General features: G+C 73.9%; 17 protein-coding genes. 11 read left to right on the top strand and 6 right to left on the bottom strand.

All coding sequences use genetic code 11. From position 1 onward, the window contains the following. Nucleotides 1-19 precede the first annotated feature (19 nt). The 5 genes from HIR71_RS04745 (at nt 20) to HIR71_RS04725 (ending at nt 6,587) form a co-directional block, all read left to right on the top strand. Complete coding sequence (locus tag HIR71_RS04745) at nt 20-2,689, top strand: DNA translocase FtsK (RefSeq protein ID WP_169323911.1); 2,670 nt, start codon at nt 20-22, stop codon at nt 2,687-2,689. After that, a complete protein-coding gene (locus tag HIR71_RS04740) occupies nt 2,686-4,887 on the top strand; it encodes a putative bifunctional diguanylate cyclase/phosphodiesterase (RefSeq protein ID WP_169323910.1) in 2,202 nt (733 codons plus the stop codon). Before HIR71_RS04745 ends, HIR71_RS04740 begins: the two co-directional genes overlap by 4 nt. A 96-nt stretch (nt 4,888-4,983) precedes the next feature. After that, a complete protein-coding gene (pgsA, locus tag HIR71_RS04735; protein WP_169323909.1) occupies nt 4,984-5,562 on the top strand; it encodes a CDP-diacylglycerol--glycerol-3-phosphate 3-phosphatidyltransferase in 579 nt (192 codons plus the stop codon). Continuing rightward, nucleotides 5,559-6,068 (top strand): CinA family protein, encoded by a 510-nt coding sequence (locus HIR71_RS04730; RefSeq protein WP_169323908.1) that lies wholly within the window; start codon nt 5,559-5,561, stop codon nt 6,066-6,068. Before pgsA ends, HIR71_RS04730 begins: the two co-directional genes overlap by 4 nt. A gap of 174 nt (nt 6,069-6,242) precedes the next feature. After that, nucleotides 6,243-6,587 carry a helix-turn-helix domain-containing protein gene (locus tag HIR71_RS04725; protein WP_211373786.1) on the top strand — a complete coding sequence of 115 codons (345 nt, stop codon included), beginning with the start codon at nt 6,243-6,245 and terminating at the stop codon, nt 6,585-6,587. A 47-nt stretch (nt 6,588-6,634) separates the two neighbouring features. On the opposite strand, the gene HIR71_RS04720 is transcribed toward HIR71_RS04725, so the two are convergent. After that, nucleotides 6,635-7,441, bottom strand: a complete 807-nt coding sequence (locus tag HIR71_RS04720; RefSeq protein WP_169323906.1) for an Fpg/Nei family DNA glycosylase — start codon at nt 7,439-7,441, stop codon at nt 6,635-6,637. Between the two features lie 18 nt (nt 7,442-7,459). Next, nucleotides 7,460-12,538: an ATP-dependent helicase gene (locus tag HIR71_RS04715; RefSeq protein ID WP_169323905.1), complete on the bottom strand. Its 5,079-nt coding sequence runs from the start codon at nt 12,536-12,538 to the stop codon at nt 7,460-7,462. Here HIR71_RS04715 and HIR71_RS04710 point away from each other — a divergent pair. From HIR71_RS04710 to rny, 6 genes are all read left to right on the top strand, one after another. Beyond that, nucleotides 12,537-12,770 carry a DUF3046 domain-containing protein gene (locus HIR71_RS04710; RefSeq protein ID WP_169323904.1) on the top strand — a complete coding sequence of 78 codons (234 nt, stop codon included), beginning with the start codon at nt 12,537-12,539 and terminating at the stop codon, nt 12,768-12,770. The two genes, HIR71_RS04715 and HIR71_RS04710, sit on opposite strands and share 2 nt — an antisense overlap. 20 nt (nt 12,771-12,790) lie before the next feature. Beyond that, nucleotides 12,791-14,941 carry an alkaline phosphatase family protein gene (locus tag HIR71_RS04705; RefSeq protein WP_311836093.1) on the top strand — a complete coding sequence of 717 codons (2,151 nt, stop codon included), beginning with the start codon at nt 12,791-12,793 and terminating at the stop codon, nt 14,939-14,941. Beyond that, nucleotides 14,938-15,957, top strand: a complete 1,020-nt coding sequence (locus tag HIR71_RS04700; protein WP_169323903.1) for an MBL fold metallo-hydrolase — start codon at nt 14,938-14,940, stop codon at nt 15,955-15,957. Before HIR71_RS04705 ends, HIR71_RS04700 begins: the two co-directional genes overlap by 4 nt. A 220-nt stretch (nt 15,958-16,177) precedes the next feature. Next, nucleotides 16,178-17,218 (top strand): recombinase RecA, encoded by a 1,041-nt coding sequence (recA, locus tag HIR71_RS04695; RefSeq protein WP_169323902.1) that lies wholly within the window; start codon nt 16,178-16,180, stop codon nt 17,216-17,218. A gap of 30 nt (nt 17,219-17,248) precedes the next feature. Then, nucleotides 17,249-17,860, top strand: coding sequence for a regulatory protein RecX (locus HIR71_RS04690; protein ID WP_169323901.1), 612 nt, complete (start codon nt 17,249-17,251; stop codon nt 17,858-17,860). A gap of 63 nt (nt 17,861-17,923) precedes the next feature. After that, the gene (gene rny, locus HIR71_RS04685) at nt 17,924-19,390 is read left to right on the top strand and encodes a ribonuclease Y (protein WP_169323900.1); all 1,467 of its coding nucleotides are present in this window, start codon (nt 17,924-17,926) and stop codon (nt 19,388-19,390) included. Here the strand turns inward: rny and HIR71_RS04680 are convergent. From HIR71_RS04680 to HIR71_RS04665, 4 genes are all read right to left on the bottom strand, one after another. Then, a complete protein-coding gene (locus HIR71_RS04680; protein ID WP_169323899.1) occupies nt 19,387-20,247 on the bottom strand; it encodes an amino acid ABC transporter permease in 861 nt (286 codons plus the stop codon). The two genes, rny and HIR71_RS04680, sit on opposite strands and share 4 nt — an antisense overlap. Beyond that, a complete protein-coding gene (locus HIR71_RS04675; RefSeq protein WP_169323898.1) occupies nt 20,244-20,894 on the bottom strand; it encodes an amino acid ABC transporter permease in 651 nt (216 codons plus the stop codon). The genes HIR71_RS04680 and HIR71_RS04675 overlap by 4 nt, the downstream gene beginning before the upstream one ends. A gap of 130 nt (nt 20,895-21,024) precedes the next feature. Beyond that, the gene (locus HIR71_RS04670) at nt 21,025-21,924 is read right to left on the bottom strand and encodes a glutamate ABC transporter substrate-binding protein (protein ID WP_169323897.1); all 900 of its coding nucleotides are present in this window, start codon (nt 21,922-21,924) and stop codon (nt 21,025-21,027) included. A gap of 51 nt (nt 21,925-21,975) precedes the next feature. Beyond that, complete coding sequence (locus HIR71_RS04665) at nt 21,976-22,740, bottom strand: amino acid ABC transporter ATP-binding protein (RefSeq protein WP_169324035.1); 765 nt, start codon at nt 22,738-22,740, stop codon at nt 21,976-21,978. Nucleotides 22,741-22,797: the final 57 nt, after the last annotated feature.

The raw sequence follows: 22,797 nt of genomic DNA, 5'->3' as shown, positions 1-22,797 counted from the left end.
CCGCCGGTAGGTTGGCACCATGGCGACCCGTACCTCTGGGCGGTCCGCCCCGGCAGCCCGCGTCCGCACCCCTGCGGCATCGCGCGGCTCGTCCTCGGGCGGCGCTGCCGCGCGCCCGGGTGGTCGCGCGACGCGGCCACCCGCACGACCCGCTCCCGTGGCCCTGCCGGTCCGGATCGCACGCGGGGTCTGGATGGGCGGCGCGCACCTCGTGGGCGGGACGGCCCGCAGGATCGGCCGCGGCGCGCGGGACCTCGACCCCGCGCACCGACGCGACGGCATCGCCTTCACCCTGCTGGGCCTCGCCGTGGTCGTCGCCGCCCGTGAGTGGTGGGGGCTCGAGGGGACCGCCGGCCAGGTCGTGCACGCGGTGGTCGCCGGCACGTTCGGCCGGGTCGGGCTCGCTCTGCCCCTCGTCCTGCTCGCGCTCGCGATCCGGCTGATGCGCCACCCGGACCGCACCCAGGCGACCTCGCGCGTGTCGATCGGGATGTCCGCGATCGCGCTCGCCGCCTCCGGACTCGTCCACCTGGCGGCCGGCCTGCCCGACCCCGCGGACGGCTTCGTCCCGGTCCGCGCGGCGGGCGGCGTCGTCGGGTACCTCGTCGGGACCCCGCTCGCCAGCGCTCTGACGGCCTGGGTCGCGGTGCCGCTCCTCGTGCTGCTCGCGTTGTTCGGCCTCCTGGTCGTGACGGCGACGCCGGTGCACGCCGTCGGCCCCCGGCTCCGCTCGGGATACCACCGCCTCACGGGCGGCCCTCGGGCGGCGTCCGGGAGCCAGGCGGACGACGACGCACCGCTGGTCATCCACGCCGGCCACTCGGCGCTGCCCGAGCCCGAGCAGAAGCCCAGGCGCGGGCTCCGCACGACGCTCACGGGCAAGAAGCGCAGCAAGACGCTGGCCACCGACGCGGAGCTGCTCGATGCCTACGAGGCCGACGAGGCGTTCGAGCGTGCGGCGATCGTCGAGGCCGCGCGGGGCGCGGACGAGAACGAGCCGGCGCCCGACACCGTGCCGACCACCGTGCTCGCCGGCAAGCCCGCCGCCCGCGACCTCGTCGCGCCGCCCACGAGCGGTGTGCCGCGCGGCGAGCAGCCGATGCTCGAGGGGGACGTCGTCTACTCCCTCCCGCCCGAGGAGGCTCTGGCCAAGGGCGCGCCGCACAAGGTGCGGTCCGCCGCCAACGACCGCGTGGTCGAGGCCCTGACGACCGTGCTCGACCAGTTCGAGATCGACGCGCAGGTCACCGGGTTCATGCGGGGCCCGACGGTCACCCGGTACGAGGTCGAGCTCGGCCCCGCGGTCAAGGTCGAGCGCGTCACCGCGCTGAGCAAGAACATCGCGTACGCGGTCGCGAGCGCCGACGTCCGGATCCTCTCGCCGATCCCGGGCAAGTCCGCGATCGGCATCGAGATCCCGAACACCGACCGCGAGACCGTCTCGCTCGGCGACGTGCTGCGCTCCTCGGCCGCGCGCCGGACCGAGCACCCGATGGTCATCGGCGTCGGCAAGGACGTCGAGGGCGGCTACGTGGTCGCCAACCTCGCCAAGATGCCGCACCTGCTCGTGGCCGGCGCGACCGGAGCGGGCAAGTCGAGCTTCGTGAACTCGATGATCGTCTCGATCCTCATGCGCGCCACGCCGGACGAGGTCCGCATGGTCCTCGTCGACCCCAAGCGGGTCGAGCTGACGATCTACGAGGGCATCCCGCACCTCATCACGCCGATCATCACGAACCCGAAGAAGGCCGCCGAGGCGCTCGAGTGGGTGGTGCGGGAGATGGAGGCGCGGTACGACGACCTCGCGCACTTCGGCTTCAAGCACCTCGACGACTTCAACGCCGCGGTGCGTGCGGGCAAGGTCAAGCCGCTGCCCGGGAGCGAGCGCAAGATCGCGCCCTACCCGTACCTGCTGGTGATCGTGGACGAGCTCGCCGACCTGATGATGGTCGCGCCCCGCGACGTCGAGGCCTCGATCCAGCGCATCACCCAGCTCGCCCGCGCGGCCGGGATCCACCTCGTGCTCGCCACCCAGCGCCCGAGCGTCGACGTGGTCACGGGTCTGATCAAGGCGAACGTGCCGTCCCGGCTCGCGTTCGCGACCTCGTCCCTCACCGACTCGCGCGTCGTCCTGGACCAGCCGGGCGCGGAGAAGCTCATCGGGCAGGGTGACGCCCTCTTCCTGCCGATGGGCGCGGCCAAGCCCATGCGCACCCAGGGCGCGTGGGTGACCGAGACCGAGATCCACGCCGTCGTCGAGCACGTGAAGACGCAGCTCAAGCCGGTGTACCGCGAGGACGTCACGGTGACCGCGGCGAAGAAGCAGGTCGACGAGGACATCGGCGACGACCTCGACCTGCTGCTGCAGGCGGCCGAGCTCGTCGTCACGACGCAGTTCGGGTCGACGTCGATGCTCCAGCGCAAGCTCCGGGTCGGGTTCGCCAAGGCCGGCCGGCTGATGGACCTGCTCGAGTCCCGCGAGATCGTCGGGCCCTCCGAGGGCTCCAAGGCACGCGAGGTGCTCGTCCAGCCCGACGACCTCGCCGCGACGCTCGCGCTCCTGCGCGGTGAGCCGGGTGCCGCGGAGCCGGAGGACGACGCGCTCACGCGGGACGCCCCGCCGGTCGCGCGGGACTACCACGACGAGGACGTCGAGGAGGACGCCGCAGGACCCTGGACCCGCAGGTGATCGATGCCCTGACGGACCCGCTCGGCGCAGTGACAGCCACCATCTCCGTCGTCGCGCTCCTGGCCCTCGTGTCGGTGCTCGTGCTCCTCGCCCGGGAACGACGCCAGGTCCGCCGGGCGGGCGAGCTGCTGCTGCTGGCCCGGGAGCTGCGGCACCGGTACGACGCGTTGCAGATGGTGACGAAGGAAGGCGTGCTGGTCCAGTCGCTCGGCGGGCGCGTGCTCGACATGAGCGAGCGCGCCGCGTCGATCCTCGGCGTCGAGCGCGACCACGCGGTCGGCCAGGCGATCGGCGACCTGCCGATGGTGCTCCTCAACGAGCAGGGCCTCGCGATGAACCCGGCCGCGGTGCTCGGGACCCGGTCGAGCAACGGCCACCTCCCGCACGCCGGGGAGTCCGCTCTCGTCGGCGTCGCGCTGCCCGGCCAGCACGGTGCGCGCGCGCGCATGGTGCAGGTCGCGAGCCGGCTCGTCCCCGCGGGCCACGGGAACGAGCCCGCCGTCCTCACGACGCTCGTGGACGTCACGGGTCGGCGCGAGGTCGAGAAGGCGCTCGAGCGCAGCGAGATGCAGTTCCGCGTCGCCATGGAGAACGCGCCCATCGGCATGGCGCTCGTCGGGCTCGACTGGCACCTCGTCGAGGTCAACACCGCGTTCGCCGAGCTGCTCGGCACGTCGGTCGAGGCGCTGCGCGGCTACGACCTCGGCGCGCTGTCCCAGCCCGACGACCGCCAGGTCGAACGCCGGCACGTCGAGAGCCTGCTCGCGGGCACCCAGCACCGGTTCTCGCAGGAGAAGCGCTACCAGCGGGCAGACGGGCACCTCGTGTGGGTCGTGCTCGACGTCGCGCTGATCCGCAGCGCGAGCGGCGACCCCGACCACTTCGTCGTCCAGGCGCGTGACACGACCGAGTCCCGGCTGCACTCGGAGCTCCTCGCGCACCGGGCGATGCACGACCCGCTGACCGGGCTCGCCAACCGCACGCTCCTGCAGGAGGTCCTGCAGTCCGTGCTCGAGCAGCCGGGCGGGGCCCAGCACGTCGCGGTGCTCGCCTGCGACCTCGACGGCTTCAAGCCGATCAACGACCGGTTCGGGCACGCGGCGGGTGACGAGGTGCTCGTGCACGTCGCCGGCGTGCTGCGCGCCGCCACGGCCGGCCGCGGCACCGTGGCGCGCCTCGGTGGCGACGAGTTCGTCGTCGTGGTGCAGGACGAGGACAGCGCGCGGGCGGTCTTCGAGGTCGCGTCCAGCATCCACGCCGGCCTGCGTGAGCCGGTGCGCATCCAGCGCCGCCGCGTGCCGGTGCGCGTGAGCATCGGCATCGCGCTCGCCGAGCCCGAGACGCTCGCAGGCGGCGCTCCCGCGCTGCTCGCGGCCGCCGACGCCGCGCTCTACCGCGCGAAGGCCACGGGCAAGAGCCGGACCGAGGTCTACGACCCGTCGATGGAGACGGCGGGCGGGCGCGAGGGGATGCGCGCCGAGCTGCTGCACGGCATCGAGGCCGGTGAGCTGATGCTCTACTACCAGCCGCTGGTCGACCTGACCAACGGGCGGCTCATGGGGCACGAGGCGCTCCTGCGCTGGCTGCACCCGCACCGCGGCCTGCTCCTGCCGGCGACGTTCCTGCCGCTCGCGCAGGAGTCGGGGCTCGGCGTGGCGCTGGGGATCCGGGTGGTGGAGGACGCGGTCGCATACCTCGCCCGCTGCGCCGACCAGCAGCGTTGGCTCTCCATCAACGTCTCGGCCGACCAGCTGGGTGACGGCGAGCTCGTGTCGCATCTCCTCGCGGCCGTCTCGCGGCACCGGGTCGCTCCGGGCCGGCTCGTGGTCGAGCTGACGGAGTCCTCCCTCGTCGACTCCGGCACCCGGATCCGGCACGAGCTCACGCAGCTCCGGTCGAACGGCGTCCCGATCCTGCTCGACGACTTCGGGACCGGCGTGTCCTCGCTCAGCTACCTGCGTGACCTCCCGGTGAACGGCGTCAAGCTGGACATGTCCTTCACGTCGGGGATCCCCGACGACCCGGCGGCCGCCCGCGTGAGCCGCGCGCTCGGGGCCCTGGCCCGCGAGCTGTCGATGATCACGATCGCGGAGGGCATCGAGACCGAGGAGCAGGCCTACTTCCTCCAGCGCAACGGCTGGCGCTACGGCCAGGGCTGGCTCTTCGGCGGCGCCCAGCCGGAGGAGACGCTCGCCTGAGGGGCGTTCCCCTGACGCCTCGCGTGACACGGCTCCCGCCGCCCCTGCACCCGCGGTCCGTCGGGCAGGGGTCGACCGACCGCCTACGCTTGCAGGGTGGTCGCGGACGCCCCTTCTCGGTGGAACATCGCGAACGCGGTGACGATCGGGCGCATCGCGCTCGTGCCGTTCTTCGCGGTCGCGCTGCTCACGGACGACGGCGAGTCCGTCGCCTGGCGCCTCGTCGCGACCGCGATCTTCCTCGTCGCGGCCCTCAGCGACCGGGTCGACGGCTACCTCGCGCGGCGGGACAACCTCGTGACCGACCTCGGCAAGCTGCTGGACCCGATCGCGGACAAGCTGCTCATCGGCACGGCCCTGGTGCTCCTGTCCGTGCTCGGCGAGCTGCCCTGGTGGGTCACCGTCGTCATCCTCGCGCGCGAGCTGGGCATCACGGTGATGCGGTTCTTCCTGCTGCGCCAGACGGTGCTGCCGGCCTCCCGCGGCGGCAAGCTCAAGACGGTCCTGCAGTCGGTCGCCCTCACCGTCTACCTGCTCCCGCTCGACCACCTGCCCGGCTGGATCCGCGTGGTCGCGGCCGTCGTGATGGGGCTCGCGGTCGCAGCCACGCTGGTGACGGGCGCGGACTACGTGCGGCAGGCGGTCAGGATCCGCGCGGCGGCCGGCGCTCGATGACGCCCGACCGGCTCGCGCCCGAGCTCCTCGACGCGCTGGGACGCCTCGGCTGGACCGTCGGCACTGCCGAGTCGCTCACCGGCGGGCTCGTCGCCTCGGCGCTCGTCGAGGTGCCAGGGGCGTCCAGGGTGTTCCGTGGCGGCGTGGTGGCCTACGCGACCGACCTCAAGGCGAGCATGCTGGGCGTCGACGCGGAGCTCCTCGCGGCACGGGGCGCGGTGGACCCGGCCGTGGCCGAGGCGATGGCGCACGGTGCCCGCGACCTGCTCGGGGCTGACGTGGGGCTGGCGACCACCGGTGTCGCCGGACCCGACCCGCAGGACGGCGCGCAGGCCGGGACCGTGCACGTGGCGGTGGCGACCCCCTCGGGTGCCCATGGCGCCTCGGCGTGGCTGCCCGGGGACCGGGCGGCCGTGCGCGCTGCGGCGCGGGACCTCGTGCTGCGGCTCGCGCTCGACGTGATCGGGGCGCGCGGGAACACCCGGGGCGTCGGGCGCGTTGGATGAACTGTGATGCAGAAGAGGTCGAAGGACGTGGCTGAGCGAGGCACTGTCCCCGGCCAGAGGTACGGTAGGAACATCCCCGCCAGGGGAGCGATGAACGCGGCCGTGACGGGTCGTCGGTCCGTCGGACCGGCGCCGGTGACGGCGGTCGAACGGGACACGAGAGGGGGACGTCCTATGGTCGTACTGCGCCGGGAGATCGGAGATGTGCTCCGGGACGCCCGCCAGCGGCAGGGTCGCACCCTGCGTGAGGTGTCCTCAGCCGCCCGGGTCTCGTTGGGGTACCTGAGCGAGGTCGAGCGGGGGCACAAGGAAGCGTCCTCGGAGCTGCTCGGCAGCATCTGCGAGGCGCTCGACGTCCCGCTGTCGCTCGTGCTTCGCGAGGTCAGCGACCGCGTCGCCGTGGCCGAGGGCCTGCTCATCCCGGACACCGTGCCCGTCGAGCTCACCGCGTCGTTGCGAGGGCCTGACGAGGGGCTCGGCTGGGCCCGCGCCCGCGGGGAGCTCGCCCCGATCGGCTGAGCCGAGACGAGGGCGGCCGCCGGTCGCCGAGTCGAACTGTCGCCGACTCAGGCGATGGAGTCGCGCGCCTGGCACCGGGGACAGTAGAAGATCGGCCTGTCCTTGGGCGGCTCGAAGGCGCGCCCGACGGCGATCGGGGTGCCGCACCGTCGGCACGGCCGGTTCGTCCGACCGTGCACCAGGCTGGTCATGCCCCGACCTCCCTCACCGGTCGCGGTCGGGGTCCGGGAGGCGACCGAGCGCGCCATGAGCGTCCGCGCGGTCAGCAGGACCGCCGCCGGATCCGGTACCTCGTCCGCAGGCGTCCACGGCCAGAGCCGGCCGAGGAACAAGGACTCGGCCGCGTAGATGGTGCCGATCCCTGCCGCGACCCGCTGATCCAGCAGCACCTCCGCGATCGGCGTGGCGCCGCGCGACTCGAAGCGGGTGAGCGCCTCGGCGAGACCGACCTCGGGAAAGTCCGGTGCGAGGACGTCGGGGCCCAGATGCCCGAGGAGCAGGTGCTCGTCCCGGGTGGCCACGACGTCGAGCATGCCGATCCGGTCCCCGACCGCGGTCCAGGTCGGCTCGCCCAGCACCGCGCGCACGGACGGCCCGCGACCCGCCGCGGCGGGTGAGCCCGTGCGGGCGATCGCCCACGACCCCTCCATCCGCAGGTGCGTGTGGAGCGTCCGCCCGTCGTCGAACCGGGTGAGCAGGTGCTTGCCGTACGACACGGTCGCGAGGACGGTGCGACCGACGAGGTCCACCTCGGCGGCCGACGGCCAGCGCAGCTCGGCCCGCGTCAGCACCCGTCCACCGAGCGCCTGGTCGAGCCGGGCGGCCGTCCGCCGCAGGATGTCACCCTCGGGCACGGTCGGCCGCTCCCGCCGTCATGCCTGGCCGCGAAGCCGGAGGCCGCGCGGCGTCGGGGCGAAGCCCGCGTCGGTGAGCGCGTGTCCGAGCGGGCTCGCCAGGCTGTCACCGCCGAGGAGCGCCGCGCCGTCGCCGCGCTGGACGATCAACCGGCCGAGGCGCCCGGAGCGCACGGTCTCGGCGAGCACCGCGGTCGCGGCACCGAGCGCGGGTGCGTCGTCGGTGAACGACAGGACCGTGCGGGCGCCACGTTCGACGTAGAGGACGAGCGCGCCCCCGACGAGCACGACCATCGCCCCCGCCTTGCGCCCGGGCCGGTGCCGGGCGCCGTCGCTGCCGGGCGTCGGCGGCCGCCCGGCCCCGACCGTCGTGGTCGCGTCCGGGGCGACACGCCCGTCGGACCGCGGATCGGCCGGCGACGGCCAGGCGAGGGCCGCGCCGTAGGGGTTTGCCGGGTCGGTCGCCGCCAGCAGCACCGCGCGGGGGCCGGCGGCGGGAGGTCGTCCCGGCTCGTCGCCGGGGTCGCCGGGTCGCACGACCTCCTTCGCGTCCGCCCGGACCTGGTCCACCGCGCCGGGCAGCGCGAACTGCGATCCGCCGAGGTGCTCGACGAAGTACCCGCGTCGGACCTGCCCCGCCTGCTCGAGGGCCGCGAGCACCCGGTACACCGCGCCGAACTGGCCGGCGATGCCCTCGGCGGGCGCCACCGCCCGCGTCACGACGCCGTGCCGGTCGAGCAGCTGAGCGGCGAGAGCGTGCGCGCGCACGGTGGGATCGGCCTCACGGGCCGGAAGGAGGGACCAGCGGCCCCCCGCTTCCTGACCGACCCCGACGGCGAGCGCCGACGACGGACGCACGGCGGTCCCGCGCAGGCCGAGACGCGCCCCGCGCAGCATGGGTCGTGCACGGGCCGGCTGCGGGCGGGTGCGGTGCGCCGTGCCGCCGGTGCCCCGTCCGGCGCTGCCGCCAAGCCGTGCCCGCAGCGGGGTCAGCCCGTCGTTGGTGACGTGGCCCGCCCACACCAGGTCCCACACGGCCTCTGCGACGGCCCCCTGCGAGGGGTGAGCGGCGTCGTCGGGCAGCCCGTCGTCGTGGGCGAGCGTCGCGAGCAGCTCGGCGACGCGGAGTGCGAGCCCGCCGAGGAAGTAGGCGCCGCCTCCTTCGAGCGCCGCGAGGACCGCGCGGTGCAACGGTGTGTCGAGCGTCGCGTCACCCTCGAGCGGGAGCGCAGGCGCGAGCGTCAGATCCGCTGTCGCGGCCGGGTGCAGGCTCACCATGCCGTCCTGTCGCGCGAGCGGCGCGTGGCCGGCCCACAGGACCTCACCGGCCGCGGTGAGCTCGTCGAGCATCGCCGGTGCGTAGTCGACCACGCGGCTCGGTAGGACGTGGGTCTCGAGCGCCGAGGCCGGGACCACGGCGCCGGCGAGCTGCTCGACCGCACGGGCCACGCCGTCGACGCCGCGCAGCCTGCCCACCCCCTGCCACCGCGGCAGGAACACCCCGAGCGCCTGCTGGTCCACGGGCTCGACCTCGGCCCGGAGAGCAGCGAGCGACCGGCGGCGAAGCGTCCGCAGCACCTCGGTGTCGCAGAACTCCTCGCCCGTACCCCCGAGCGCCTCGGGTCGCAGGCGCCCCGACGCCAGGGCACCGGTGCTCTCGAGCCGGCGCAGCACGTCGGTCGCGACGGCGATCCCGATGCCGAACCGCTCGGCGACCTGGCTCGCGGGGAACGGGCCGTGCGTCCGCGCATGACGCCGCACGAGGTCGCCCAGCGGGTCGGGGAGGACCTCGGTGAAGACCTCGGGCACACCGACAGGGAGCGCGACCCCGAGCGCGTCGCGCAGGCGTCCGGCGTCCTCCACCGCGGCCCACTGCTCGCCGCGGGCCTCGCCGAGGCCCGCGATGCGGACCCGGATGACCCTCCGCGCCGCCTCGAGCTCCGTCAGCCACGTCGGCACCTGGTCGCGCACGTCCTCGCGGGTGCGCGCCGCGGCGTCGGCGGCCGTCAGCGGTCCGTGCCGGCGCAGCACGTCGGCGAGGTCCTCGACGTGGCGCGACTGGCGCTCGGGGGCGAACCCGGCGAGCTCGGCCTCGGTGCGCTCGACCGCGGCCGGGTCCAGGAGGTCGGCGAGCTGCGACGCGCCGCCCTGGCCGAGCAGCTCCGCGAGCAGGGTCGGGTCGAGCGTGAGGGCGGCTGCGCGGCGCTCGGCGAGCGGGGCGTCACCGTCGTACAGGAACTGCGCCGTGTACCCGAACAGCAGCGACTGCGCGAAGGGCGACGGCGTCGGTGTGGTCACCTCGACGAGCCGGACCCGGCGCCCCTCCACGTCGCGCATGAGCTCTGTCAGCGCGGCCACGTCGAAGTCGTCCTGGAGACACTCGCGGACGGCCTCGAGCAGGATCGGGAAGTCCGGGTACTGCGCCGCGACGCTCAGGAGCTGGGCCGATCGCTGACGTTGCTGCCAGAGGGGTTGGCGGCGGTCGGGGCGGCGGCGAGGAAGGAGGAGTGCCCGTGCCGCGGCCTCGCGGAAGCGCGCGCCGAACATGGCCGAGCCGCCGAGCTCGGCGCGCACGGCCTCGGCCACCTCGTCCGGCTCGAGCAGCAGGTCCGCCGCCTCGACCGCCGGACCGGAGTCGTCAACCCACGCGCTCGGGTCGTCGCTCGAGAGCATGTCGGGCAGGCGGAGCACGATCCCGTCGTCGGCGTGCATGGCGGCCGCGTCGATGCCGTAGCGCTCCCGCATGCGGGCAGCGATGACCAGCGCCCAGGGCGCGTGGACGCGAGCGCCGTACGGCGAGTGGATGACCACGCGCCAGTCGCCGATCTCGTCGCGGAAGCGCTCGACGACGATCGTCCGGTCGTCGGGGACCTGACCGGTCGCCTCGCGCTGCTCGCGCAGGTAGGTCAGGAGGTTGTCCGCGGCCCAGGCGTCGAGCCCGGCTCGCTCGACGTCTGCCCGCGCCGCGTCCGTGCCGAGCCCGCCGAGCTCCCGGACCCACGCGCCCATGGCGCGGCCGAGCTCGGCGGGCCGCCCGGGCGAGTCGCCCTTCCAGAAGGGCAGGCGGCCCGGGATGCCGGGGGCGGGCGTCACGAGCACGCGGTCCGGCGTGATGTCCTCGATCCGCCACGTGCTCGAGCCGAGCGTGAAGGTGTCGCCGACGCGCGACTCGTACACCATCTCCTCGTCGAGCTCGCCGACCCGCTTGCCGCCCCGGAGCCGTCCGCCGCCGCGCTCGTCGTCGGCGGGGACGTCGCCGCCACCCGGCGACGCGGACGGCAGGGCGCCGGTCGCGAGGAACACGCCGTAGAGCCCGCGGTCGGGGATGGTGCCACCGCTCGTCACGGCGAGCCGCAGCGCCCCGGGGCGGGCGGTGAGCACATCCGTGGTCCGGTCCCAGACGACCCTGGCGCGGAGCTCGCCGAACTCCTCGCTCGGGTAGCGCCCCGCGAGCATGTCGAGCACGGCACGCAAGGTCGCGTCGCCGAGCCCCACGAACGGCGCCGAGCGGCGTACCACCGTGGCGAGCTCGGTGACGGTCCAGTCCTCGACCGCCACCATGGCGACGATCTGCTGGGCCAGGACGTCGAGCGGGTTCGCCAGGACGGAGAGCGTCTCGATCTCGCCGCGTCGCATCCGCCCCGCGACGACGGCCGACGGCACGAGGTCCCCGCGGAACGTCGGGAACACGACCCCGCGCGAGACGGCGCCGACCTGGTGGCCCGCGCGCCCGATCCGCTGGAGCCCGCTCGCGACGGACGGCGGGGCGCCCACCTGGACGACGAGGTCGATCGCCCCCATGTCGATGCCGAGCTCGAGGGACGACGTCGCGACCACCGCGGGCAGGCGGCCGGCCTTGAGCTCCGTCTCCGTGCGGGTCCGCTCGGCCCGGCTCATCGAGCCGTGGTGCGCGCGCGCCAGGACCTGCGACGCGTCGCTCGTGTCGATGCCGACGGCGATGCCCGACTGCGCCTGCACGGCGGCCGGGTGGAGCTCGCCCGGGTCGGGGACGTCCGCACCCTGTCGCGTCGCCCACACCTCGTTCATGCGCGCGGTCAGCCGCTCGGCGCCGCGCCGGGAGTTGGTGAAGACGAGGGTCGAGCGGTGGTCGCTCACCAGGTCGACCACCCGCTCCTCGACGTGCGGCCAGATCGAGGGTCGCGGCGGCGAACCCGCCGCGGGACCCGAGAGGTCGACCTCGCCCGGCGGCAGCGGCGGCAGCCCGTCGTCGGACGCCGTCGGGCTCGGCGCGGACGCGAGGTCGGACAGGTCCGGTACCGGGACGACGACGTCGACCTCGATCTTCTTGGTCGAGGGCGGCTGGACGACGACGACGCGACGACCACCGTCCCCGGGCGACCGCCCGCCGCCGAGGAACCCGGCGACCGCCTCGACCGGCCGGACGGTCGCCGACAGCCCGATCCGCTGCGCGGGGGCGGGCAGCAGCGCGTCGAGCCGCTCGAGCGAGACCGCGAGATGGGCACCGCGCTTGGTCCCGGCCACGGCGTGGATCTCGTCGAGGATCACCGTCTGCACGCCGGCGAGCCCCGCGCGTGCGGCCGAGGTCAGGACGAGGTAGAGCGACTCGGGCGTCGTGATGAGGATGTCCGGTGGCTTGGTCGCGAACGCGCGTCGCTCGGCCGGCGGCGTGTCGCCCGTGCGGACGCCGACGGTCACGTCCGGGACGCTGAGCCCGAGCCGCGTCGACGCCTGCCGGATCCCCACGAGCGGCGACCGGAGGTTGCGCTCCACGTCGGAGGCGAGCGCCTTGAGCGGCGACACGTACAGCACGCGACAACGCTCGACCGGGCTCGCTGGCGGCTCGGTGCCGGGCCGCCGTGCGATCAGGCCGTCGAGCGCCCAGAGGAACGCCGCCAGCGTCTTGCCCGACCCGGTGGGCGCGACGACCAGGGCGTGCTGCCCGGCGGCGACGGCCTCCCACGCACCGGCCTGCGCCGTCGTCGGGCCCGCGAAGGCGCCCGCGAACCAGTCCCGCGTGGCAGGCGAGAACTGCGCGAGCGGGTCCGGGGTCGCGGTCACGGGACCATTCTGGGGGCCGCCACCCGCACGCGCTCCGGCGTGGCAGGCTTCGTGCATGCGCTACCGGGAGTTCTGGCGACTCGTCGACGAGGTGTTCGGCGAGACGTACGGGCGCACCCTCGCCGCCGACCAGGTGCTCGGCGCGCTGGAGAACCGGACCGCGGCGCGTGCGCTCGAGGACGGCGTCGAGCCGCGGACCGTCTGGCACGCGCTGTGCGACGCGATGGACGTGCCGGAGCCGCGACGCTGGGGCCTCGACCGGGAGCGGCCGGCGCCACCGCCGGCCTGAGCCGTCAGGATCCGCGACGCGTGACCGCGCCAGGCACCCCGCCCTCGACGCCGCGCCCGGTGGAGCGCCCCGAGGACCGCCCCCCGCTGTGGTGGCGACCCGCGCTGCGCGAGGCGGCGGAGTCGCTGGGCGCGGCCGTCACGTCCGCGATCGCACTCGGTCTCGCGTTCGTGGTGCTCGATGCCGCGGGCGCGCGGTCCTGGCTCGACGTGCTCCTCGCCGCCGTGCTGATCGCCGTCGGTCACCGGCTGGCGCGACCCGTCCTGCGCGTCGTCGCCTCGGTGCTCGGCATCGTCGGTGCGATGGTGGCGGGCCTCGCCGCGCAGGTCGTCGTCGCGTGGGCCGCGCTCACGCTCGTCGCCGGGATCGTCGTGCGGAGCTGGCTCGAGGTGCTCGTGCTGCTCGTGGTCGCCTCGGTGGTGCTGGCGTCCGGTCGGTGGCTCGTCGGCGCCAACGACAGCTCGTACGTGGTCGGTGACGTGCTCCGTGTCGCCCCGGCCGGCGCCCGGCGTGGGGAGACGTCCGGCGCACGTCCGCGGGGGCTCCTCGTGGTCCAGCTCGACGGGGTCTCGCGTGAGGTGCTGGTGCACGCCGTCCAGGCCGGTCTGGCGCCGACGATCACCCGGTGGCTGCGGAGCGGCTCCCACCGGCTCGCGGGATGGTGGGCGTCCGTCCCCGCCACCACGCCCGCGAGCCAGGCCGGCCTGCTCCACGGCAGCACGGCCGCCGTGCCGGCGTTCCGCTGGTGGGACAAGGAGCTCGGCAGGGTGGTGGTGACCAACCACCCCGTGGACGCCGCGCTGGTCGAGGCCCGGCTGAGCGACGGTCACGGCCTGCTCGCGCACGGAGGGGCCGCGGTCAGCACCATGTTCACCGGCGACGCCCCGACCGCGCTCCTCGTGATGAGCCGTGCCCGCGGGCGCCGCGGCCCCGGCCCCGGGACGGCGTTCATCCGGTTCTTCGCGAGCCCCTACGTGCTCACGCGCACGATCGGGCTGACCCTGGGGGAGATGGTCAAGGAGCTGTACCAGGGGCACCGGCAGCGCGTGCGCCGGGTCGAGCCGCGCGTGCCGCGACGCGGTGCCTACGTCGCGCTGCGCGCACTGAGCAACGTGCTGCTGCGGGACCTCAACACCGCGGTCGTCGCCGAGCAGCTGCTCGACGGCGCACCGACGGTGTTCGTGGACCTCGTCGACTACGACGAGATCGCGCACCACGCCGGGCCGCTGCGCCCCGAGGCGCTGCGTGCCCTCGAGGGCCTGGACCGGGTGCTCCACGTCCTGGTGCAGGTCGCGGCGCGGGCTCCGCGCGACTACGCCGTCGTCGTCCTGTCCGACCACGGGCAGAGCCTGGGGGCCACGTTCGAGCAGGTGGAGGGCGCGTCGCTGCTCGAGGTGGTCCGCGACCTGATGACGCCCGAGACGGGCGGCGGCCGTGCCGCTGCGGTGCGCTCCGACGCGCGCGAGGAGTGGAGCCCGCTGAACGCCCTGCTGGGCGCGTCCGGCGGGGCCCGGGTGACGGACCGCTCCGCGCCGGCGGCGTCGGGGCGAGGTGGGGCTCGGCGCGACGCCGCGGTGGACGCGAGCGCGGGCGCGGACGCGGAGGCGGAGCCGCGGCCCGAGGTCGCGGTGACCGCGTCCGGCAACCTGGCGATGCTCTGGTTCCCGCGGCTGCCCGGGCGCGTGCCGCTCGAGGAGATCGCGCGACGCTGGCCCCTGCTGGTCGACGGCCTCCTCGCGCGCGCCGCGATCGGCGTCGTCGTCGCCGCGACGGCCCACCGCGGTCCCGTCGCGATCGGTGCTCGCGGGACGCGACTCCTGGCGGACGGCGTGGACCTGGCGAGCGCCGTCCACGGCCAGGACCCGCTCGCACCGTACGGGCCTCGAGCCCGGCCGGACCTCCTCCGGCTGGCCGGCCTTGCCGACGCCGGCGACCTCGTGGTGGTCTCGAGCGTCGACCGGTACGGCCAGGTCCATGCGTTCGAGGAGCTCGTCGGGTCCCACGGCGGGCTCGGTGGTGCGCAGAACGACGCGCTGCTGCTGCACCCGGCGGACTGGACGGTCGAGGCGGACCTGTGCACCGACGTCGACGGGACGTCTCGGCTCGTCGGGGCCGAGTCCGTCCACCAGCAGCTCGTACGCTGGCAGCGTGCCCTGGGGGTGCGCCCGTGAGCGACCCGATCGGGAGCGACGGGCAGGGTGCGCCCGGACCCGTCCCGCCGCCGCGGTCGCTCACCGTGACCTGGCTCGGGCACTCGACCGCGGTGCTCGACGTCGACGGCGTCCGCATCGTCACCGACCCGCTGCTCAAGCGTCACGCGGGCCTGCTGCGGCGGCGTGGCGGGCGTCCGGACCCCGCGACATGGCAGGGGGCTGACGCGGTGCTCCTCTCGCACCTGCACCACGACCACGCCGAGCTCTCCTCGCTGCGCCTGCTCGGCCCCGTGCCGGTGGTGACCGCGCCGTCGAGCGCGCACTGGCTGCGGAACCGCGGCCTGCGCGGCGTGGGGCTGCACCGGAGCACCTGGGTCGGCCTCGGTCCTCGGGTCGGCGCCGACGACGAGGGCACCGGGGCGACGGGCGCCGGGGGCACCGCGGAGGCGGGCGCCGAGGGCGCCGGGGCGGCGGACGACGAGGGTGCGCCGCGCCGGCACGACGACGACGGGCCGGGCGACCACGGCGGTGCCGGTGAGCCGGGGCGGGACCACGAGGTCGGACGAGCGAGCGTCAGGGTCCGTCTCTGCCCGGCGGTGCACGGTCACCGTCCGATGCCGCACCGACCCAACGCCGCCGTGGGGCACCTCGTGCGCGGCTCCGGCGTGTGCGTGTGGGTGGCGGGGGACACGTCGCTCTACCCGGAGATGAGCAGGTTGCCGGTGCTTGCCGGAGCGTCGGTCGACGTGGCGCTCGTGCCGGTGCACGGCTGGGGGCCGCGGCTGTCGGGCGGGCACCTGGGCCCGGTGGACGCGGCGCGCGCGTGCGCCGCGGCGGGCGCACGGTTCGCCGTTCCCGTGCACTGGGGCACGCTGCACGCGCCGGCGTCACGGCGCCTGCCGCCCGGCTGGATGGACCGGGCGGGTGAGGCGTTCGCGGCGGCGCTCACGCGCCTCGCGCCTGCCTGCCGGGCGGTCGTCCTGCAGCCGGGGGAGAGCTGGACCCTGCCCGAGGGCGGCGCCGGACGGGGATGAGGCCTGCCTGAGCGGGACGCGGCGTGTCGGCGCGTCGCGCCGCTCGATCGAACAGATGTTCGGCTAGCGTGGTCCACAAGCGAGGACGACGGCGGGATCCCCACATGGTGGAGGGCGTCACCGTCGGATGTCGGTGGTCGGGCATAGCGTCGCTTCCAGCACAGACCAGCCCCAGTCCAGCGCAGCCCCAGCTGCCGACCCCATCACCACGAGGTGTGAGATGCCCGCTCCCCAGGACCGTGAGAAGGCCCTCGAGGCCGCGCTCGGCCAGATCGACCGTCAGTTCGGCAAGGGCTCGATCATGCGCCTCGGCGACGAGGGTCGTGCCCCCGTCGAGGTGATCCCCACCGGCTCGATCGCGCTCGACATCGCGCTCGGCATCGGAGGGCTCCCTCGCGGACGCGTCGTGGAGATCTACGGCCCCGAGTCGAGCGGGAAGACGACCGTCGCCCTGCATGCCGTCGCCAACGCCCAGAAGGCCGGCGGGATCGCGGCCTTCGTGGACGCCGAGCACGCGCTCGACCCCGAGTACGCCAAGAAGCTCGGGGTCGACACCGACGCGCTGCTCGTGTCGCAGCCGGACACGGGCGAGCAGGCCCTCGAGATCACCGACATGCTGATCCGCTCCGGCGCGATCGACATCATCGTCATCGACTCGGTCGCCGCGCTCGTGCCGAAGGCGGAGATCGAGGGCGAGATGGGGGACAGCCACGTCGGCCTCCAGGCCCGGCTGATGAGCCAGGCGCTGCGCAAGCTCACGGGTGCGCTCAGCGCCTCGGGAACCACGGCGATCTTCATCAACCAGCTCCGCGAGAAGATCGGGGTCTTCTTCGGCTCGCCCGAGACGACCACGGGTGGCAAGGCGCTGAAGTTCTACGCGTCGGTCCGCATGGACATCCGCCGGATCGAGACACTCAAGGAGGGCACCGACGCGGTCGGGAACCGCACCAGGGTCAAGGTCGTCAAGAACAAGATGGCCCCGCCGTTCAAGCAGGCCGAGTTCGACATCCTGTACGGCGTCGGCATCTCCCGTGAGGGCGGACTGATCGACATGGGGGTCGAGCACGGCTTCGTGCGGAAGTCCGGGTCCTGGTTCACCTACGAGGGCGACCAGCTCGGGCAGGGCAAGGAGAACGCCCGGAGCTTCCTGCGTGACAACCCGGACCTCGCCGAAGAGATCGAGAAGAAGATCAAGGAGAAGCTCGGTGTGGGGGCGAAGCTCGATGCTCCGGCGGACTCCGGCCCGGCGGTCGACTTCTGATCCGCACCCCGCAGTCGCCGGCGGTGCATCGTGACCGGTGACCACCGGCGTGGCGGCGGATCGCGGCGCGCCGGCCTCGAGCCGCCGGCCGAGGGAGCGGCAGCGGTCGATCGTGAGCCCGACGCCGAGTCGGTCGCGCGCGCGATCGCGCTGCGTCTCCTGACCGGCGCACCGCGCAGCCGCGCGCAGCTCGCCGAGGCGATGGCGCGCAAGGATGTGCCCGACGGCGTCGCCGACGCCGTTCTCGACCGCTTCACCGAGGTCGGGCTCATCGACGACGCCGAGTACGCGCGCATCCTGGTCCGGTCACGGCATGCCGACCGCGGGCTCTCGCGGCGGGCGTTGAGCGTCGAGCTGCGTCGCAAGGGGATCGAGGACGAGCTGGCGGCGGAGGCGCTCCAGACCCTCGACGACGAGCAGGAGGAGGCGACGGCACGCGATCTCGCGCGCCGTCGCCTCGCCCGCACGGTCGGCCTCGCGCGCGAGGTCCGCATGCGTCGGGTGGTGGGGATGCTGGGCCGCAAGGGCTACGCGCCCGGGCTCGCGGTACGGATCGTGCGCGAGATGCTGGACGATGAGGGCAGTGGAGAGGCGTCGGAGGACGTCTCCGCACCCGATCCTTGGCTCCTCGGCGACGACTGACGCCCTGACGACGACCGAGGCCGTACGGTCGGGTGGGCCAGATCGTCCGGGGAGAAGGAGCGCATGACAGTCACCGAGCTCGCGATCGTCGTGGGGCTGCTGCTGGCGTGCCTCGTCGCGCTCACGCTTGTCCTGCTGGCGCGTCGGGAGGCGTCCGCCCTGCGCGAGCAGGCGGTCCGCGACGTCGCCGGGATCCGTGACGACGCGCGTGCCGCCGCCGCGGAGGTCGAGCGGCGCGAGCAACGGCTGGCCGAGCGCGAGCGCGCGTTCGCCGAGGACCGTGCCGCCGCCGCGGACCTGGCGCACACCCTGCGTGACCGTGCGCTCTCCCTCGCTGAGTCCGAGCGTCATGTCGCCGAGGAGCTCGCGTCGGTGCGCGCCTCGGTCGTCAAAGAGCTCGAGGGCGTCGCCGGGCTGACCGCCGAGGAGGCGCGCGCCGAGCTCGAGCGTCGCGTCGTCGACCAGGCGACGCGCGATGCCGAGGCCGTCGTGCGGCGTGCCGAGTCCAAGGCCCGCCGCACCGCCGACGAGCGGGCACGGCGCATCGTCGCGACGGCCGTCCAGCGACTCGCCGCCCCGACCAGCGCGCAGAGCGTGGTGGCCGTCGTGCCGCTCCCGACCGAGGAGATGAAGGGCCGCATCATCGGCAAGGAGGGGCGGAACATCCGCACGTTCGAGGCGCTCACGGGCGTCAACGTGCTCATCGACGACACCCCGGACTCGGTGATGCTCTCCTGCTTCGACCCCGAGCGACGGGAGGTCGCCCAGGTGGCGCTCGAGGCGCTCATCGCCGACGGGCGCATCCATCCGCAGCGGATCGAGGCCGCCTACGCCGAGGCGCTGGCAGGCGCGGAGGAGCGCGCGGTCGTCGCCGGGCACGATGCCGCCGAGCAGGCAGGTGTCGGCACGCTCCATCCCGACCTCGTCCGGACCATGGGCCGCCTCCGGCTGCGCACGTCCTACGGCCAGAACGTCCTCGCCCACCTGGTCGAGAGCGCGCAGATCGCCGCCCTGATGGCCGCGGAGCTCGGGGCCGACGTCGAGCTCGCCCGGCGTGCGGCGTTCCTCCACGACGTAGGCAAGGCGCTCACGGCCGAGGTCACCGGCACGCACGCGCTCGTGGGAGCCGACCTCGCGCGCCGCTGCGGGGAGACTCCGCTCGTGGTCAACGCCATCGCCGCCCACCACGATGAGGTCAAGGCCGAGTCCGTCGAGGCAGTGCTGGTCCAGGCGGCCGACGCGGCCTCGGCGGCCCGTCCCGGTGCGCGACGCGAGGACCTCGACCAGTACGTCGAGCGGATGGACAAGATCGAGCACCTCGTCGCCGAGCACGACGGCGTGCGGCGCGTGCTGGCCATGTCCGCAGGCCGCGAGATCCGCGTCATCGTCGAGCCCGAGTCGGTCGACGACACCCAGCTGCCCGGCCTGGCCACCGCGATCGCCAAGCACATCGAGGCGGACCTGAGCTACCCGGGCGAGATCAAGGTGACGGTGATCCGGGAGATCCGCGCGAGCGCGACCGCGGGTTAGGGGGTACCGCCCGCACCGCCGTTGGGGTCGACCAGAATCGGCGTAGCGGCCGTCCGCGTCGTCCGCCGCTGGATCCACACCGCCAGCCGGGACAGCGAGATGTTGACGACCAGGTAGATCCCTGCCCCGACGACGAACAGCGCGATGAAGTACTTGTTCCCGAAGAACTGGGCGTTGTTCTGGATCGACTTGAGCAGCTCGGCGTAGCCGACGATGAACCCGAGCGACGAGTCCTTGAGGAGCACCACGAGCTGGCTGATGAGGCTCGGGAGCATCGTCCGGACGGCCTGCGGGAGCAGGATCGTGAAGAGGGTCTGCCCCCGGGTCAGCCCGACGGCGTACGCGGCCTCCGCCTGGCCCTTGGGCAGGGACGCGAGCCCGGCCCGCAGGATCTCTGCGATGATCGCCATGTTGTAGACGGTCAACCCGAAGACGACGGCGGTGAAGGCCTCCCACCCGAATCCGAGCAGTGCGAAGAACATCATGAGCAGCACGGGCAGGCCGCGGAACAGCTCGATGATGCCGATCGCCGGCCAGCGGATCCACGGCCGCCGAGCGGTCCGCCAGAGCGCGAGCAGCAGCCCGAGCACCAACGCGAGCGGCGCCGCGAACGCCGCAGCCCGCAGCGTGGCGCCCAGCCCGCGCACGAGCATCGAGGTCCACACGTCGGCGGCGGTCTGGTTCTTGGGCGGGGCGTAGAGGACGTCCCAGCGGTCGCCCTCGAAGACGCCGCGCCCGGCGGCGTACCAGACGGCCAGCCCGACCAGGGCGAGCACCACGAGTCCACCGAGGACGGACCCGAGCAGGGCGCGACGCCGTGTGACCGGTCCAGGGGAGTCGTACAGCACCGAGGTCATCGGACGAACGCCACCTTCCGCTCGACGAGCCCGGCGACGATGCCGGACGGGATGGTGATGAGCAGGTAGAAGAACGCGACGCCCACGAGGATCCAGATCACGTCGCCCGGGTTGGCCGTCGCGAGCCGTCGCCCGCTGGCCATGAGCTCGACCGTCGCGAACCCTGCCGCGACCGACGTGTTCTTCGCGAGCGCGATGAACACGTTGATCAGCGGCGGGATGACCGTCCGGACGGCCTGCGGGAGGATCACGACCGACAGGGTCTGCCCGAAGGTCAGGCCGATCGCGCGGGCGGCCTCGGCCTGCCCGATCCCGACGCTGTTGATCCCGGACCGGACCGCCTCGGCGACGAACGCGGACGTGTACGCGGCGAGGGCGACCACCGCCGTCCAGAACCCCAGCGGTGGCAGCACGCCGAACTGTGGCGCGACGAAGACGAGGAAGAAGAAGACGAGCGTCAGCGGCGTGTTGCGCAGCAGCTCGACGTAGGCAGCGGCGAACGCGCGCAGCGGCGCCAGCGGCGACACCCGCAGGGCCGCCAGGACGAGGCCCCACGCGAGCGCGATGGCGCCCGAGACGAGCGTGAGCTGCAGCGTCGTCCGGAACCCGGTCCAGTACGCGGGGAGGTTCTCGATGATCGCGTCCACCGGGTGCCTCCTGGGTGTATCGGGACGGGACGTCGTACGCGTCGCGGGTGGGCGCGTCGTGCGCCCACCCGCGACGGTGGCGGTCGTGCTCAGCGCTGGTCGACCAGGACCGGCACCGGGCGGCTGCCGGTCAGTACCTGTCGACCGCGGGCGGCTCGGGCGTCGGCAGGACGGTCCCGGCCGTCGCCTCCCACGCCTCGGTCCAGGTGCCGTCCTCGTAGCTGGCCTCGAGCACGTCGTTGATCCAGTTCCGGAAGTCGGTGTCGTCCTTGGCGAGACCGATGCCGTACGGCTCCTCGGTGAACGGGTCGCCCCGCACCTCGAGGTCGTCGTTGTCGGCAGCGAACCCGGCGAGGATGACGTTGTCGGTGCTGACCGCGTCGACCTGACCGTTGCGGAGCGGCTCGATGCACTCGGAGTACGTGCCGAACGGCACGACCTGGGCCTCCGGGTAGTTCGCGAGGAGGTTGGCCTCGGGCGTCGAGCCCGACACCGTGCACACCTTCTTGCCCGCCAGGTCGTCCGGACCCTCGATCTCGGTGTTCGACTTGAGAGTGAGGATGGACTGGCCAGCGAGATAGTACGGACCCGCGAAGGAGATGACCTCCTTGCGCTTGTCGTTGATCGTGTAGGTCGCGACGACGATGTCGACGTCGCCGTTCGTGATGAACGTCTCGCGGTTGGCCGAGATCGTCTCGACCCACTCGATGCCGTCCTCGTCGATGCCGAGGTTCTCGGCGATGATCTTGGCGACCTCGACGTCGAAGCCCTGCGGGACGCCGTCGGGCCCGACGAGGCCGAACAGAGGCTGGTCGAACTTGGTCCCGATGGTGATGGAACCCGCCTGGGCCAGCTCCGCCATTGTCGAGCCCGCGGGGAACTCCTCGACGGCGCTCTCCTCGCTGCTGTCCGTCGCGCCCCCTGTGTCGGTCTGGTTGCCGCCGGGCTCGTCGCCGCCGCCGCCGCAGCCCGCGAGGGCGAGCGCCGAGGCCGAGATGAGGGCGATGAGTCCTGCTGATCGTGTCCGCATGTGCGTCTCCTTGGTCAGGGGTGGGCTGGAGTTCGGAGGTGGGTGCCGGGGTCAGTGGGTGAGTATCTTGGAGAGGAAGTCCTTCGCCCGGTCCGAGCGGGGCGTCGTGAAGAACGTCTCGGGCTCGGCCTCCTCGACGACCTGGCCGCCGTCCATGAAGACGACGCGGTGCGCGGCCTTGCGGGCGAAGCCCATCTCGTGCGTGACGACGATCATCGTCATCCCTTCGCGCGCGAGGGAGATCATCACGTCGAGCACCTCGTTGATCATCTCGGGGTCGAGCGCCGACGTCGGCTCGTCGAACAGCATCACCTTGGGCTGCATGGCCAGCGCGCGGGCGATGGCGACGCGCTGCTGCTGACCTCCCGACAGCTGGGCGGGGAGCTTGTGGGCCTGGTTCGCCACGCCGACGCGCTCGAGGAGCTTCATCGCGTTCGCCTCGGCCTCGGCCTTCTTGACGCCCCGCGCCTTGACCGGACCGAGCGTGACGTTCTGCAGGACCGTCTTGTGCGCGAACAGGTTGAAGGACTGGAACACCATGCCGACGTCCGCGCGCAGCTGCGCCAGGGCCTTGCCCTCCTCGGGCAGCGGCTGGCCGTCGATCGCGATCGTCCCGGAGTCGATCGTCTCGAGCCGGTTGATCGCGCGGCACAGCGTCGACTTTCCCGAACCGGACGGGCCGATGACGACGACGACCTCGCCCCGGTGCACGGTCAGGCCGATGTCCTTCAGGACGTGCAGGGCGCCGAAGTGCTTGTTGACGCCCTCGAGCACGACCAGGGGGTCCGTCGGCACGTCCGCACGTCCGGCGGGCATGGCGGGCGCTGGGGACTGATGGGCCATTGGTCGAACCTAGGCGGTGGGTTGTTTCAC

The sequence above is a fragment of the Cellulomonas fimi genome (assembly GCF_012952065.1).
Classification (GTDB): Bacteria; Actinomycetota; Actinomycetes; order Actinomycetales; family Cellulomonadaceae; genus Pengzhenrongella; species Pengzhenrongella fimi_A.
Note: the sequence above shows the minus strand (reverse complement) of the source record. Positions and strands in the feature narration are given on the sequence as shown.

Coding starts and splice junctions, on each gene's coding strand:
- HIR71_RS04745 (WP_169323911.1), top strand. CDS start 20: ATGGCGACCCGTACCTCTGGGCGGTCCGCCCCGGCAGCCCGCGTCCGC.
- HIR71_RS04730 (WP_169323908.1), top strand. CDS start 5,559: ATGACGCCCGACCGGCTCGCGCCCGAGCTCCTCGACGCGCTGGGACGC.
- HIR71_RS04725 (WP_211373786.1), top strand. CDS start 6,243: ATGGTCGTACTGCGCCGGGAGATCGGAGATGTGCTCCGGGACGCCCGC.
- HIR71_RS04710 (WP_169323904.1), top strand. CDS start 12,537: ATGCGCTACCGGGAGTTCTGGCGACTCGTCGACGAGGTGTTCGGCGAG.
- HIR71_RS04715 (WP_169323905.1), bottom strand. CDS start 12,538: ATGCACGAAGCCTGCCACGCCGGAGCGCGTGCGGGTGGCGGCCCCCAG.
- recA (WP_169323902.1), top strand. CDS start 16,178: ATGCCCGCTCCCCAGGACCGTGAGAAGGCCCTCGAGGCCGCGCTCGGC.
- rny (WP_169323900.1), top strand. CDS start 17,924: ATGACAGTCACCGAGCTCGCGATCGTCGTGGGGCTGCTGCTGGCGTGC.
- HIR71_RS04680 (WP_169323899.1), bottom strand. CDS start 20,247: ATGACCTCGGTGCTGTACGACTCCCCTGGACCGGTCACACGGCGTCGC.
- HIR71_RS04670 (WP_169323897.1), bottom strand. CDS start 21,924: ATGCGGACACGATCAGCAGGACTCATCGCCCTCATCTCGGCCTCGGCG.
- HIR71_RS04665 (WP_169324035.1), bottom strand. CDS start 22,740: ATGCCCGCCGGACGTGCGGACGTGCCGACGGACCCCCTGGTCGTGCTC.